The sequence below is a fragment of the Acidovorax sp. LjRoot129 genome, from assembly GCF_964253765.1.
In the GTDB taxonomy this organism is placed as follows: domain Bacteria; phylum Pseudomonadota; class Gammaproteobacteria; order Burkholderiales; family Burkholderiaceae_C; genus Acidovorax.
Genome location: NZ_CAXUSE020000001.1, coordinates 4,594,264 through 4,607,013, shown reverse-complemented (window position 1 = coordinate 4,607,013; position 12,750 = coordinate 4,594,264). Strand labels below are relative to the sequence as shown.

Here is a 12,750-nt window from a genome sequence, read left to right as displayed (position 1 = left end):
ACCATCTGTGCTATGTTCTTCCTGCATGTCTACGCTGAAAAGGCTGTTGTCTTCGGCGTCCGCTTGACTGTATTGCAGGCCTAAGAATGGTTCGCTGCACGTATTGTCTTGGCGTCAGGCTTGAACAATCACAGTGCTCAGGGATTGGTGCAGGACATCCTTAGCGAGATTGGATATAAAAATAAGGGTTGAATTTTTCTGGAGTCATATAATCTCTAGTTCCTCCGATAAATTAGTCGGTGAGCCCGCTCGGAGGATCGCAGGAACGATGGCAACAGGTAATATAAAAAAAGGCAGGAGGTAACGGTATTCTCCAGCAATAGAAAAAAACCCTATGGCCCCAATTTGGATTGCCATAGGAACCGCCATGAGAAGGAGTGCTCGATCACGCTGCCTCCAACCGGCTATGGTGGCCCACAACGTGAGTCCGACTCCAATGAGCGGCGTCCATAGTAGCCAGCGCCATTTCGCAGACCATTCGTATAACGAAAATAGGGCAGATTCTCCTTTCTTCCAATGCCATGCGCGAAAGATGGAATGCGAATCAATTTGCTCGAGTATGAATGGCGCGTAATGGTGCCCAGGAAGACCTCCCTGCGCCAGGGCGGCTACTAAAAATACATTTACTCGGCTGCCAACAAATTTTGGAATATTGCGCCAAAGATTATAAGTGAAAAACTGCTTAACGATAGCATCGCGGTCAGCCTCCGGCATGCTCATCACACGCGGGCCATCCGCGCGAAAAAGGAGTGGGTCCCAATAGTCGGGGTCGTAGTACTCTATGACCTTCTCATATATGCCATGGCTCTGTAAAAGCTGAATGGTTTCCGGGGCCACGCGCGGCGAGGGCGTCCAAATTTTCATGGGCCGAGGTTGTAAGAAATTGGCGGTTTCATAAATAGCCAACGGGAATAGCACGCCGTGAGTGGGGGTAGATTGTCGGCCCGTATCGGCCACTGCATTTAGCCCAATCCAGAGCAGAGTCACTGCGGCTAAGAGAATTCGCCCAAGGCCGCGTAGCCAACAGATGGCCAGAACGACAGGCAGCAGAAAAACAATGCCATTGGGGCGAGCAAAGGCTGCGAAAGGTAACGTCATGGTTATGAACGCCAGCCCGGCAAAGTCAACCCGATTGGCCCGTACAACACGCCAAATTTCGAAGAGTAACCCTGTAGCCGCCACAGCGTAAATACCGTCCGGATAAAGCGATCCGGCGAAGTACACCATCTGAGGAGCGGCACAGACCAGTAGCAATAGCACTACCGCAATTTTCGGAAGATCGTGTTGCCATTGCCAAGCCAAAAGCCGCGCGAAAACACAAGCGGTAAATGTCAGCTGGAATGCTATCGGCACCTCGACACGTCGAGTACTTTCGTACATGAGGCGTACAAATGCGAACCAGAAATCTGGCTTGCCTGAGTGATGTTTAGACGGGTTCTCGATCTCGCGCAGTATCGCTAGACTATCCTCGCCAAGAACGCCAGGCCAGAATGCTATGAACCAGCTGCCATACACCAGCACCAAGAGTCCCAGGAATACCGTAAATGGATGCCAGGGAAACCGGTCATTTGAAAGAGTTGGCGCCACAATGCTTTTCTGCGGCATAGAATAACTTTGTGATAAGAAAATGTAGTTAGCCACAGTGATGTCTGTGGCAACGCCACGGTGCGACGTATGGCAGTGCAGCACCTCGCGGCGTAACTGAAGAATGAATATTGCTGAGTGAATGGACTCGAACAGGTAGATCGATTTTCTTGCCTGCCATCCCTATGCAGGGTGCTTAAGGCTGGTGGTACTTCGCAGTCTCGTCGACTATCCTGGATAAATTCAATCAGTTAATCAGTGATTTGCTCTGCGGTCACAAAGTGACGTTGAACTGCGGAAACATTTTACGTGCCAAAGCAATGTCGAAATTGTTTCTTGGTTACAGAATATGTCCAGATTCAAGCGCCCTGCAATGCCAACCCCGCATGCTCCCGCAGCGGATGAAAATGAATCTTCGGAAACCGCTCTTGCGCCAGCCGAACGTCATACGGTGACGTGCAGAGATACGCCAGCGTGTCCGCCGCATCGTGCGCCAGGCGCAGCGGGTAAGCGTCGGTGAAGGCACGCAAATCGGCCGGGGTATCCGCAGTGATCCAGCGTGCCCCGGTGTACTGGCAGCCCTCCAGGCGCACATCGGCGTCGTACTCCGCTTTGAGCCGGTGCTGTACCACTTCGAATTGCAGCTGGCCCACGGCGCCGAGCAGCATGTTGCCGCCAGCGTCGGGCTTGAAGACCTGGATCGCGCCTTCTTCGCCCAGCTGGGCCAGGCCCTGCTGCAGCTGCTTGGTGCGCAGTGGGTTCTTGAGCACCACGGTCATGAACATCTCGGGCGCGAAGAAAGGCAGGCCGGTGAACTGCAAATTGGCGCCGTCGGTGATGGTGTCGCCCAGCTGCACGCCGCCATGGGTGGTAAAGCCGATGATGTCGCCCGCGTAGGCTTCTTCCACCGCCTCGCGGCGCTGCGACATGAAGGTGACTACCGAGGTGGGACGCAGCTCCTTGGCGGTGCGTTGCACCTTGAGCTTCATGCCGGGCATGTATTTGCCGGACGCCACGCGCACGAAGGCGATGCGGTCGCGGTGGTTGGCGTCCATGTTGGCCTGCACCTTGAACACCACGCCGGCAAAGCCTGCATCTTCGGGCTGGATGGTCTTGACGACCGGCTGCTTGTTCACTTCGAGGGTGCTCACGCGCGGGCCCGGCGGCGGCGACATGTCGACCACGGCGTCCAACACTTCCATCACACCGAAATTGTTCACCCCCGAGCCGAAGAACACGGGTGTGAGCTTGCCGGCCAGGAAGTCTTCATGGCTCCAGGCTGCCGAGGCGCCCACGGCCAGCTCCATGCTCTCCAGTGCATCGTCAAATGACTGGCCAAAGCGTTTGCGCAGCCGGTCGGCTTCCGCCAGCGGCACCACCTCAAAGTCTTTCGGGCCGCGGTCGCTGCCAGGGGTGAACACCGTCATGGTCTGCGTGCGCAGGTTGATGATGCCGCCAAAGCTCTTGCCCTGGCCCACGGGCCAGGTGATGGGGCAGCAGGGCATGCCCAGTTCGCGCTCCACTTCGTCGAGGATGTCCAGCGGGTCGCGCACTTCGCGGTCCATCTTGTTGACGAACGTGATGATGGGCGTATCGCGTTGGCGGCAGACCTCGATCAGTCGGCGGGTCTGCGCTTCCACACCGTTGGCCGCGTCGATCACCATCAACGCCGAGTCGACGGCGGTGAGCACGCGGTAGGTGTCTTCAGAGAAGTCTTTGTGGCCCGGGGTGTCGAGCAGGTTGATCACGCGCTCGCGGTACAGCATCTGCATGACCGACGAGGCCACCGAGATGCCGCGCTGCTTTTCGATTTCCATCCAGTCCGACGTGGCGTGGCGGCTGGCTTTGCGGCCCTTGACGGCGCCCGCGATTTGAATTGCGCCCGAGAACAGCAGCAGCTTTTCGGTCAGCGTCGTCTTGCCCGCGTCGGGGTGGGAAATGATGGCAAAGGTGCGGCGGCGCTGGGTTTCGGCAAGGAACGGTGCGGACATGCAGGCAGAGGCGGCGCACAGAAGCGCAGCGCGATAAATAGCTGGAATCCCGCGATTATCCCTGCGCCGTGTGCCAAGGGAGTGGGGGCCGTGACGGCGCCCCACTTGTGCCAGAAGTTACTTGGCGGGCGTCACCTCGACTTTGGGAACCTCAATGACCTTCTTTTCAGTGGTCACATTGACGTCGGGCGTCTTCACGTCGTACTTGGGCAGCGTGACGTCGCCCGACTGGGTCTTTTCCACTTCGTACTTGGGCACGGTCACGTTGCCTTCCTGGGTCTTCTTCACGTCGCAGGCTGTCAGCCCGGCAAAACTGGCCGCAACGATGGTCAGAGCAATGAGGTTTTTCATGGGTAAGCACTTTCTGCGTAAGGTTGAGGAGGCCGGCGCTTGCGATGGGGCCGGAGCACGCTTTGAATTACAGCGAGCAATGCGGCGGCTGCCTGTAGGAGCGCTGGCAACACACAAGTGCGAAATGGCCCCCTTTGGGTGGCGGCGGTGGTCCGGTTCGCGGGATGTCATAAAATGCCGGAATCCGAGGAGCGTTGCAGCGTCCCCAGCACTGGCGGGGCGTGAGGCTCGGAGTCATCTAGCAACGACGCTCAACCACTTCTCGTGTGGTGAGCCCCGGCAATCCCCCGATGAGTGGTTTTTTCAAACATGCTTTGGAGCAAACCATCATGAACGCACGCGTCAACGCCCCCGTCAACACCGACTGTGTCATCACCGACATCGGCCTGGCCCCCTGGGGCCGCAAGGAAATCGCAATTGCCGAGACCGAGATGCCCGGTCTCATGGCGATCCGCGAGGAATTCGCTGCCGCCCAGCCCCTGAAGGGCGCCCGCATCACCGGCTCGCTGCACATGACTATCCAGACGGCTGTGCTGATCGAGACCTTGAAGTCGCTGGGCGCTGATGTGCGCTGGGCTTCTTGCAACATCTTCTCCACGCAGGACCACGCTGCCGCCGCCATTGCTGCGGGCGGCACGCCGGTGTTTGCCGTCAAGGGCGAGTCGCTGGAAGAGTACTGGGACTACACCCACCGCATCTTCGACTTCGGTGCCAAGGGCACGCCGGGCGAAGGCCCCAACATGATTCTGGACGATGGCGGCGACGCCACGTTGCTGATGCATCTGGGCCAGCGCGCCGAGAAGGACGCGTCCCTGGTGGCCGGCAACGGTGCCAGCGAAGAAGAGCGCATCCTGTTCGCCTCCATCCGCAAGAAGCTGTCCGAAGACGCCACCTGGTACAGCCGCAAGTCGGCCGAGATCATCGGCGTGACCGAAGAGACCACGACCGGCGTGCACCGCCTGAACGAAATGTCCGCCAAGGGCACGCTGCTGTTCCGCGCGATCAACGTGAACGACTCGGTCACCAAGAGCAAGTTCGACAACCTGTATGGCTGCCGCGAATCCCTGGTGGACGGCATCAAGCGCGCCACCGATGTGATGATCGCCGGCAAGGTTGCTGTGGTGGCGGGCTATGGTGACGTGGGCAAGGGCTGCGCCCAGGCGCTCGCTGCCCTGCGCGCCCAGGTGTGGGTGACCGAGATCGATCCCATCAACGCCCTGCAGGCCGCGATGGAAGGCTTCAAGGTCGTGACGATGGAATACGCCGCCGACAAGGCCGACATCTTCGTGACCACGACCGGCAACAAGGACGTGATCCGCCACGAGCACATGGTGGCGATGAAGAACGAGGCCATCGTCTGCAACATCGGCCACTTCGACAATGAGATCGACGTCGCGTCGATCGAGAAGTACCAGTGGGAAGAAATCAAGCCCCAGGTGGACCACGTGATCTTCCCGGACGGCAAGCGCATCACGCTGCTGGCCAAGGGCCGCCTGGTGAACCTGGGCTGCGCCACGGGCCACCCGAGCTTCGTGATGAGCAGCTCGTTCGCCAACCAGACGATCGCGCAGATCGAGCTGTTCACCAAGCAGGGCGACTACGAAGCCGGCAAGGTGTACGTGCTGCCCAAGATCCTGGACGAAAAGGTTGCCCGCCTGCACCTGAAGAAGGTCGGCGCGCAGCTGACCGAGCTGACCGATACGCAGGCTGCGTACATCGGCGTACAAAAGCAAGGGCCCTACAAGCCCGACACCTACCGCTATTGATAGGGCGCGCGCGCGGCGGGTGGGGGTGCGGGTTCGGAGGGCGTTTCGACGGCCTCGGCACCGTCAGCCCGCCTGAGCGTGAATGCACAGTCGGCAGCGGGGCTTGAACCTGCTGTAGCTTGTTTGCTATAAAAATAATAGCTACCAACGCTTATCAATCAAGCGCTGGCGGCCTATTTGATTAAAAAAAAGGATGGGCGCGATGCGCGCAGATGTGTATTTGGTGGAGCGCGGCCATGCCGCGACCCGCTCGCAAGCCCAGCGGCTCATTGCAGCAGGCGTGCAATGGCGCCTGTCGCCCGGCATGCCCTGGCAGAAGGTGACCAAGAACGGCGACGACATTCCGGATATTGCCCAGGTCGAGCTGCTGGACGGCGCCGAGGCCAAGTACCTCTCGCGCGGTGGCCTCAAGCTGGAGGGCGCGCTCAAGGCCACAGGCCTCGCGGTGGACGGCTTGCGCTGCCTGGACGTCGGTCAGAGCACCGGCGGTTTCACTGACTGCCTGCTGCAGCATGGCGCGGTTCAGGTGATCGGGGTGGACGTGGGCCACGGCCAACTGCACGAACGCCTGCGCAACGACCCGCGCGTCGTGGGCGTAGAAGGGCTGAACGCCCGCGCCATGACCGCCCAATCTCTGCAGGATGCCTGCGAGGAGGCGTTGTCCGAACACGTGGAAACCGACGTCGACGACAACGACACCCTGCCCGTGGCGCCGTATGCCTGGATGCGCAACGGTGGCGAGGTGGACGAGGCGTATGACGACAGCGACGACGCCAGGGAGCAGGACGTCGAGGCCTTCAAGGCCGAGCGCGCGGCCAAGGCCCGTGCCCGGGCCGAGGGCGTTGTGCCCACCCGGCGCCAGCGCCAGGCGGGGCGGGAAGCCGTAGACATCACGCCCGCGTTCGACTTTGTCACCGGCGATCTGTCCTTCATCTCGCTCACCCTCGTGCTGCCAGCCCTGGTGCCGCTGCTCAAGGCAGGCGGCGCGCTGCTGATGCTGGTCAAGCCGCAGTTTGAACTGCAGCCTGGACAGGTGGGCAAGGGCGGCATCGTGCGTGACGAATCGCTGTATGCGGTGGTCGAAAAACGCATCCGCGACTGCTGCGCCGAGTCGGGATTGACGGTGAGCGAGTGGCTCCCCAGCCCGATTGATGGCGGCGACGGCAACCGTGAATTTTTTGTTTATGCGAGGAGGGCTGCATGACAGCTGGTAACGCACAAGGCACCGGTTTTCCGGTCAGCCTCGAGTTCTTTCCCCCGAAGACGCCCGAAGGCGTCGAAAAGCTGCGCGCCGCGCGCCAGCAGCTGTACGCACTGAAGCCGGATTTCTGTTCGGTCACCTATGGCGCAGGGGGCTCTACGCAGGAAGGCACATTTGGTGCTGTGCGCGAAATTCTTGCCGAGGGCATGAGTGCAGCGTCGCACTTCTCCTGCATCGGCGCCACCCGCGAGTCCGTGCGGGAGCAGCTAGCCACGCTCAAGGCCATGGGCGTCAAGCGCTTGGTGGCCCTGCGCGGCGATTTGCCCAGCGGCTACGGCTCGGGGGGCGAGTTTCACTACGCAAGTGATCTGGTGGCGTTCATCCGTGCAGAAACCGGCCGCGATTTCCACATCGAGGTGGCGGCCTATCCCGAGGTGCACCCCCAGGCGAAATCGCCCGATGCGGACTTGCAGGCCTATGTGACGAAGGTGCGTGCCGGGGCGGACTCGGCCATCACGCAGCTGTTCTACAACAGCGACGCCTATTTCCGTTTTGTGGAAGACGCAGAGCGGTTTGGTGCCAACGTGCCGGTAGTGCCCGGCATCATGCCGATCGGGAGCTCCACGCAGCTCATGCGCTTTGCAGACGCCAGCGGCGCCGAGATCCCGCGCTGGATCCGCCTGCGCCTGCAGGCCTTCGGCGACGACACGGCCAGCATCAAGGCCTTTGGCCTGGATGTGGTGACCGACCTGTGCGACCGGCTGCGCACTGCGGGCGTACCGGCGCTGCACTTCTACACGATGAACCAGAGCACTGCGACGCTGGAGATCTGTCGCAGGCTGGGGATCTGATGCAACGGCGGGATGATCGCGCGCCGCGTCGGGCCGCCGCAAAGCAGGCGGCCGCAGGATGTGCTGCCGCCTGGGTCCTGGGCGTGCGGGTGATGGCGCTGGCCTGCTGTGTGGTGGTGGCGGGCTGCGCGTCCGTCGAGCCTGCTGTGGCAGACAAGCCGCACGGCCCGGCACCTGAGGCCAAGAAGCCAGCAGCCGTCCACCGCCCCGCCGCACCGGCCAAGGTAGCGCCCTCAGATACTCCCTTGCGTCCCCCGATTCCCGCCGCCGAAGAGACTGCCCCTGGTCTTGCCGAAGGTCTGGTATCCGCCACTTCGGCATCGCGCGCCCTGGCCGACCAGGTGGGATTGGCTTCCTGGTATGGCGGCAAGTTCCATCGGCGCCGCACCGCCAGCGGTGAGCTGTTTGACATGCGGGCACTGACCGCGGCGCACCCCACACTGCCTTTCGGCTCCCTCGTCTGCGTGCGCAGCAAAGTCAATGGACGCACGGTCGTGGTTCGCATCAACGACCGTGGCCCGCACACCGGCAAAAGGGTCATCGACCTGAGCCGGGCCGCCGCCGATGCGCTGGGAATGATCGGCCTCGGGCTCAAGCCTGTGGAGCTGTTTGCGTTGCCGGACGGCGAGCAGGATTGCCCCGAGCCCTGACGGCGTGCCCTGGACGCCGGCTGCGCGCGGCGGTCGTCCGCAGGGGGCGTGCGCCAGTGCTTAACCGCCGGACTCGAGCGTGTGCGTCGCGTGCTTGTCTTGCGCCAGCAGCTCTGCCATTTGCGGCAGGGACGCCTTCAGCGCGGCCTTCAAGGTGAAGGGTGGGTTGATCAGGAACATGCCGCTGGCCGGAAGACCGGGGCGCTTGATGTCGCCCGCGGCGTTTTCAATGAGCTTGCTGTTCTTGACCGTGAGCGTGGCGTGCAGCCAGCTTTTGCCGGCCTTGGTGGCCAGCGTTTTCAGGCGGCGGGGCAGGTCGTGGGCCTCAGGCCGCGGGATGATGGGGTACCAGAACGCGTAGGTGCCAGTGGCAAAGCGCTTGAGCGAATCCGCCGCCATGTCGAGCACCTTGGCGTAGTCGCTCTTGATTTCATAGCTGGGGTCGCACAGTACCAAAGCGCGGCGGGCGGGTGGAGGCAAAAATTTCTTGATGCCCTCGAATCCGTCTTCGTGCAGCACGGCCACCTGGCGGCCGGCCTCCAACTGCGCCACGTTGCCTGCCAGCGAGCGCAGGTCGGTCGGGTGCAGTTCAAAGAGCTTGAGCTTGTCGCGCTCGCGCAGCAGGCGCTGGGTGATGAAAGGGGAGCCCGGGTAAATCCGCAGCGCATTGCCCTGGTTGAAGCCGCGGATCAGGTCTACATAGGCTTGCAGGGCCGGAGTGAGGGCTGGCGCCTCAGGGGCAAAGAGGCGGGCGACACCATCGGCGGCCTCGCCGCTGGTGTTGGCGTAGTCACCATCGAGACGGTACAGGCCCGCGCCAGCGTGGGTGTCCAGCACGGTCAAAGCCGCGTCTTTCTCGGTAAGGTGTTGCAAGGCGGTAATCAAGACCGTGTGCTTGAGCACATCGGCATGGTTGCCTGCGTGGAAGGCGTGGCGATAACTGAACATGCCCCAATGGTAACGAGTGTGCTTCTCACACAGGACAGGGACCTTGTGCGGCGCAATGGGCGCGGTGCGATGGAAGACGGTCCTGGCTGCGCCAAAATGACCCTGGTCTCAGGTCGATCGGGTGCCCCGGCCGTCATGACCGGATGCCTTTTCGTCATGGCTCTGGGTGGTGTCTCGGACCCGGGCACGGCACAATTGGGGTTTGTCTGACAGCCCACGTGATGTTTTTGGCAGACAGGACGTCTTTTGTTTCTGTAGCGCGGCTGGCATGCTTCATCATCGCGTCTGCGGTGGCCCTGGCGCCCGCTGAACCCCCGTTTTGTTGACGCCCGCACGCCACGCCAAGCCCTTTTCACCATGATCGCAAGTTCCAGCCAAGCCTCTGCCAGCGGTGTCAGCCACGTGGATGCGCTGCTTCCCGGCACCCGCCTGGCTGAGTTCGAGATCCTGGAGTTGCTGGGGGTCGGCGGTTTTGGCATGGTCTACAAAGCGTTTGACCATTCGCTGCACCGCGCCGTGGCCATCAAAGAGTACATGCCGTCTGCGCTGGCAGGGCGCTCCGAGGGGCAGTCGCTGTGGGTCCGCTCCTCGTCCGACCAGCAGACCTTCCATGCCGGGCTGGCGTCCTTTGTGGGCGAGGCGCGCTTGCTGGCGCAGTTTGACCACCCCTCCCTGGTCAAGGTGTTTCGCTTCTGGGAGGCGAACAACACGGCCTACATGGTCATGCCCTTGTACACCGGCATGACCTTCAAGCAGGCCCGGGCTCAGATGCGCACCCCGCCTTCGGAGGCCTGGCTGCGCAAGGTGCTCTGGTCGGTGCTGGGTGCCCTGCGGGTGCTGCACGATGGCAAGACACTGCACCGGGACATTTCTCCCGACAATATTTTTCTGCAGGACAGCGGTCCCCCGGTGCTGCTGGATCTGGGCGCTGCCCGCCACGCGATCAATGACCAGGACCGCAAGCACACGGCGGTGCTCAAGGTGAACTACGCGCCCATTGAGCAATATTCCGATGGGGACGAAGAGCTGCGCCAGGGGCCGTGGAGCGACCTGTATTCGCTGGCCGCCGTGATGCATGGCTGCCTGTGCAACGACACGCCGCTACCCGCCACGCTGCGCTCCATCCGCGACCGCATGGTGTCGTTCTCGCGCGTTGCCAGGACCGTCAAGCGCCAGTTTGGCGTGGACTATTCCGCGCCGTTCGTGGCCGCCATTGCCAAATCGCTGGCCCTGCGGCCTGAAGACCGGCCACAGAACATCGACGAGTTCCTGCTGCTCATGGAGATGACCACCGCTCCTGAAGGGGTGGAGCATTTCGATTTCAGGGCGGACCTGGGCGACATCTGGGTCGAGCCCGCGGACCGGCCCGGCCCAGGGCTCGTCACGCCTACGGTGGACGTGACCTCTGCGGCCAATGCGGTGGCGGCGATTCAGGCGCAAGCACAGCGGGCGGCCGCCCACGGCACCCCCGGGTCGGACGCGCACGGCGATCCGACCGACGCCGCCGATGTGGGCGGAGACACGGTGGTGCTCGGAGGCCCTGACACCGTGGTGGCCGATGCAGGGGATACGGTCTTCATTGATGCCGGCGACACGGTCGTGGCCGAGGATTCGCGCTACGACGACCCTGACGGGCACCATCTGTCCGCTGGCAACGCCCGGCATGCAGCCGAGCAGCAGCCGCGCCCTACCGAGCGGGAGGCCCATCGCCCGGCCCATAAGTCGCCAAAGTCGCGCAAGCGTTCGCCAGTCGTCGTCTGGTTGGGGGTGGCGGTCTTTGCGGTGGTGGCCTCCGCCGCCGGGCTGCGCTGGGCGCAGAGCAACAAGGCGCCCCAGGACGACATCATCACCGAGATGGCGGAGCGTCCCGCAGCGCCGGCTTCGAGCGCCGAGCCCTTGGTCCTGGCCGAAGCGCCCGCCGATGCCCCTGCTGCTGCTGCCTCGGTAGAAGCGGCGGCGGCTGTGACTGCGGCTTCCGCGCCCACGCCGGCATTCGTGACTGCCTCGGCGCCGCGCACCAACCCGCGCACGAAGCGGACCGCTCCAGAGCCCACCGCGGCTCCGGCCGTGGTGCATGAGGAGCCGCCACCACCGCCCCCTCCCGTGGTGGCAGAACCCCGCCCCCGCCCGGCGCCACGTGCGCCCAGCCCGCAGGAAGCCTGCGCGGATGCTAATTTCCTGTCCCGCCCCATGTGCGTTCACCAGGAATGCCAGAAGCCTTCCCAGGCCAACCAGCCCATCTGCGTGGAGAACCGCCGCCGCTACGAAGCCGAAGAGCAGCGCCGCCGTCAAACCCCCAACTAGCTGCTGCCGGGCGCCAGGGGAGGGCGAAATGGGCCCGTTGCGACCCAAGCTTGCGCCATAGATAGGTAAATTCGTATAATCGTGGGCTTCGCAGCGCTTTTGTGGTCCCGCGGCGAAGATTTCATGCCACCTAAGAGGCTTCCTTCAGAGAAGCACCGACCGTGGAAAAGGACCCGCCAAACCCTCTGCATAAAGAGAAACTCATGACTACTACTTTCAGCGCCAAGCCCGCTGAGGTTGTGCACGAGTGGTTTGTGATTGACGCGACCAATAAGGTCCTCGGACGAGTAGCCAGCGAAGTTGCTCTCCGTTTGCGCGGCAAACACAAGGCCATTTACACGCCTCACGTCGACACCGGTGACTTCATCGTCATCATCAACGCCGCCCAGATCAAGGTGACCGGCACCAAGTCCCTGGACAAGGTGTATTACCGCCACTCGGGTTACCCCGGCGGTATCACGGCCACGAACTTCCGCGACATGCAAGCCAAGCACCCCGGCCGCGCGCTGGAAAAGGCTGTCAAGGGCATGCTGCCCAAGGGCCCCCTTGGCTACGCGATGATCAAGAAACTCAAGGTGTATGGCGGTGCTGAGCATCCCCACACCGCCCAGCAGCCCAAAGTGCTGGAAATCTAAGGAGCCTTGAGATGATTGGTGAATGGAACAATGGCACCGGCCGTCGCAAGTCCAGCGTCGCCCGCGTGTTTCTGAAAAAAGGCACTGGCAAGATCACGGTGAACGGCAAGGACATCCAGTCCTACTTCGGCCGCGAAACCTCGATCATGATTGCCAAGCAGCCGCTGATGCTGACCAACCACGGCGAAACTTTCGACGTGATGATCAATGTCCACGGTGGTGGTGAATCCGGCCAGGCTGGCGCTGCCCGCCACGGCATCACCCGCGCTCTGATCGACTACGACGCGACGCTCAAGCCCGTACTGAGCCAAGCCGGCTTCGTGACGCGTGATGCCCGCGAAGTGGAACGTAAGAAGGTCGGTCTGCGCTCTGCACGCCGCGCCAAGCAGTTCTCCAAGCGTTAAGCTTTGGTTCTGCCCCGGAGGCCGCTCACGCGAACTCCGATTTTGCAGGTGGCCTTTCGGGGCTA

At 62.3% G+C, this 12,750-nt stretch carries 11 protein-coding genes and 1 riboswitch; of the genes, 7 read left to right on the top strand and 4 right to left on the bottom strand.

From position 1 onward, the window contains the following. Positions 1-204 precede the first annotated feature (204 nt). The 3 genes from ACSQ3Q_RS21005 to ACSQ3Q_RS20995 form a co-directional block, all read right to left on the bottom strand. Positions 205-1,641, bottom strand: coding sequence for a hypothetical protein (locus ACSQ3Q_RS21005; protein WP_436136266.1), 1,437 nt, complete (start codon positions 1,639-1,641; stop codon positions 205-207). Between the two features lie 302 nt (positions 1,642-1,943). Next, positions 1,944-3,575 carry a peptide chain release factor 3 gene (locus ACSQ3Q_RS21000; RefSeq protein WP_436136265.1) on the bottom strand — a complete coding sequence of 544 codons (1,632 nt, stop codon included), beginning with the start codon at positions 3,573-3,575 and terminating at the stop codon, positions 1,944-1,946. Positions 3,576-3,692: 117 nt separating this feature from the next. Beyond that, positions 3,693-3,926, bottom strand: coding sequence for a hypothetical protein (locus tag ACSQ3Q_RS20995; protein WP_436136264.1), 234 nt, complete (start codon positions 3,924-3,926; stop codon positions 3,693-3,695). 180 nt (positions 3,927-4,106) lie between these two features. Further along, positions 4,107-4,186, top strand: a riboswitch (S-adenosyl-L-homocysteine riboswitch). A gap of 69 nt (positions 4,187-4,255) precedes the next feature. Between ACSQ3Q_RS20995 and ahcY the strand changes: the two genes are divergently transcribed. From ahcY to ACSQ3Q_RS20975, 4 genes are all read left to right on the top strand, one after another. Beyond that, complete coding sequence (ahcY, locus tag ACSQ3Q_RS20990) at positions 4,256-5,692, top strand: adenosylhomocysteinase (RefSeq protein ID WP_436136263.1); 1,437 nt, start codon at positions 4,256-4,258, stop codon at positions 5,690-5,692. A gap of 202 nt (positions 5,693-5,894) precedes the next feature. Then, on the top strand, positions 5,895-6,896 hold the full coding sequence (locus ACSQ3Q_RS20985; RefSeq protein WP_436136262.1) for a TlyA family RNA methyltransferase: 1,002 nt from the start codon (positions 5,895-5,897) through the stop codon (positions 6,894-6,896). After that, positions 6,893-7,744, top strand: a complete 852-nt coding sequence (gene metF / locus ACSQ3Q_RS20980; RefSeq protein WP_436136261.1) for a methylenetetrahydrofolate reductase [NAD(P)H] — start codon at positions 6,893-6,895, stop codon at positions 7,742-7,744. The genes ACSQ3Q_RS20985 and metF overlap by 4 nt, the downstream gene beginning before the upstream one ends. After that, positions 7,744-8,394 carry a septal ring lytic transglycosylase RlpA family protein gene (locus ACSQ3Q_RS20975; protein ID WP_436136260.1) on the top strand — a complete coding sequence of 217 codons (651 nt, stop codon included), beginning with the start codon at positions 7,744-7,746 and terminating at the stop codon, positions 8,392-8,394. Before metF ends, ACSQ3Q_RS20975 begins: the two co-directional genes overlap by 1 nt. Before the next feature lie 60 nt (positions 8,395-8,454). On the opposite strand, the gene ACSQ3Q_RS20970 is transcribed toward ACSQ3Q_RS20975, so the two are convergent. Next, positions 8,455-9,342 carry a 23S rRNA (adenine(2030)-N(6))-methyltransferase RlmJ gene (locus ACSQ3Q_RS20970; RefSeq protein WP_436136259.1) on the bottom strand — a complete coding sequence of 296 codons (888 nt, stop codon included), beginning with the start codon at positions 9,340-9,342 and terminating at the stop codon, positions 8,455-8,457. 357 nt (positions 9,343-9,699) lie between these two features. Here ACSQ3Q_RS20970 and ACSQ3Q_RS20965 point away from each other — a divergent pair, with 357 nt between their 5' ends. From ACSQ3Q_RS20965 to rpsI, 3 genes are all read left to right on the top strand, one after another. Continuing rightward, positions 9,700-11,646: a serine/threonine protein kinase gene (locus ACSQ3Q_RS20965; protein ID WP_436136258.1), complete on the top strand. Its 1,947-nt coding sequence runs from the start codon at positions 9,700-9,702 to the stop codon at positions 11,644-11,646. Between the two features lie 203 nt (positions 11,647-11,849). Continuing rightward, complete coding sequence (rplM, locus tag ACSQ3Q_RS20960) at positions 11,850-12,281, top strand: 50S ribosomal protein L13 (protein WP_056162827.1); 432 nt, start codon at positions 11,850-11,852, stop codon at positions 12,279-12,281. An 11-nt stretch (positions 12,282-12,292) separates the two neighbouring features. Then, a complete protein-coding gene (gene rpsI / locus ACSQ3Q_RS20955; protein WP_436136257.1) occupies positions 12,293-12,685 on the top strand; it encodes a 30S ribosomal protein S9 in 393 nt (130 codons plus the stop codon). Positions 12,686-12,750 lie beyond the last annotated feature (65 nt).

Bases quoted from the DNA above. Each gene is read 5' to 3' on its own strand.
- ACSQ3Q_RS21000 (WP_436136265.1), bottom strand. From the start codon at position 3,575: ATGTCCGCACCGTTCCTTGCCGAAACCCAGCGCCGCCGCACCTTTGCC.
- ACSQ3Q_RS20995 (WP_436136264.1), bottom strand. From the start codon at position 3,926: ATGAAAAACCTCATTGCTCTGACCATCGTTGCGGCCAGTTTTGCCGGG.
- ahcY (WP_436136263.1), top strand. From the start codon at position 4,256: ATGAACGCACGCGTCAACGCCCCCGTCAACACCGACTGTGTCATCACC.
- ACSQ3Q_RS20985 (WP_436136262.1), top strand. From the start codon at position 5,895: ATGCGCGCAGATGTGTATTTGGTGGAGCGCGGCCATGCCGCGACCCGC.
- metF (WP_436136261.1), top strand. From the start codon at position 6,893: ATGACAGCTGGTAACGCACAAGGCACCGGTTTTCCGGTCAGCCTCGAG.
- ACSQ3Q_RS20975 (WP_436136260.1), top strand. From the start codon at position 7,744: ATGCAACGGCGGGATGATCGCGCGCCGCGTCGGGCCGCCGCAAAGCAG.
- ACSQ3Q_RS20970 (WP_436136259.1), bottom strand. From the start codon at position 9,342: ATGTTCAGTTATCGCCACGCCTTCCACGCAGGCAACCATGCCGATGTG.
- ACSQ3Q_RS20965 (WP_436136258.1), top strand. From the start codon at position 9,700: ATGATCGCAAGTTCCAGCCAAGCCTCTGCCAGCGGTGTCAGCCACGTG.
- rplM (WP_056162827.1), top strand. From the start codon at position 11,850: ATGACTACTACTTTCAGCGCCAAGCCCGCTGAGGTTGTGCACGAGTGG.
- rpsI (WP_436136257.1), top strand. From the start codon at position 12,293: ATGATTGGTGAATGGAACAATGGCACCGGCCGTCGCAAGTCCAGCGTC.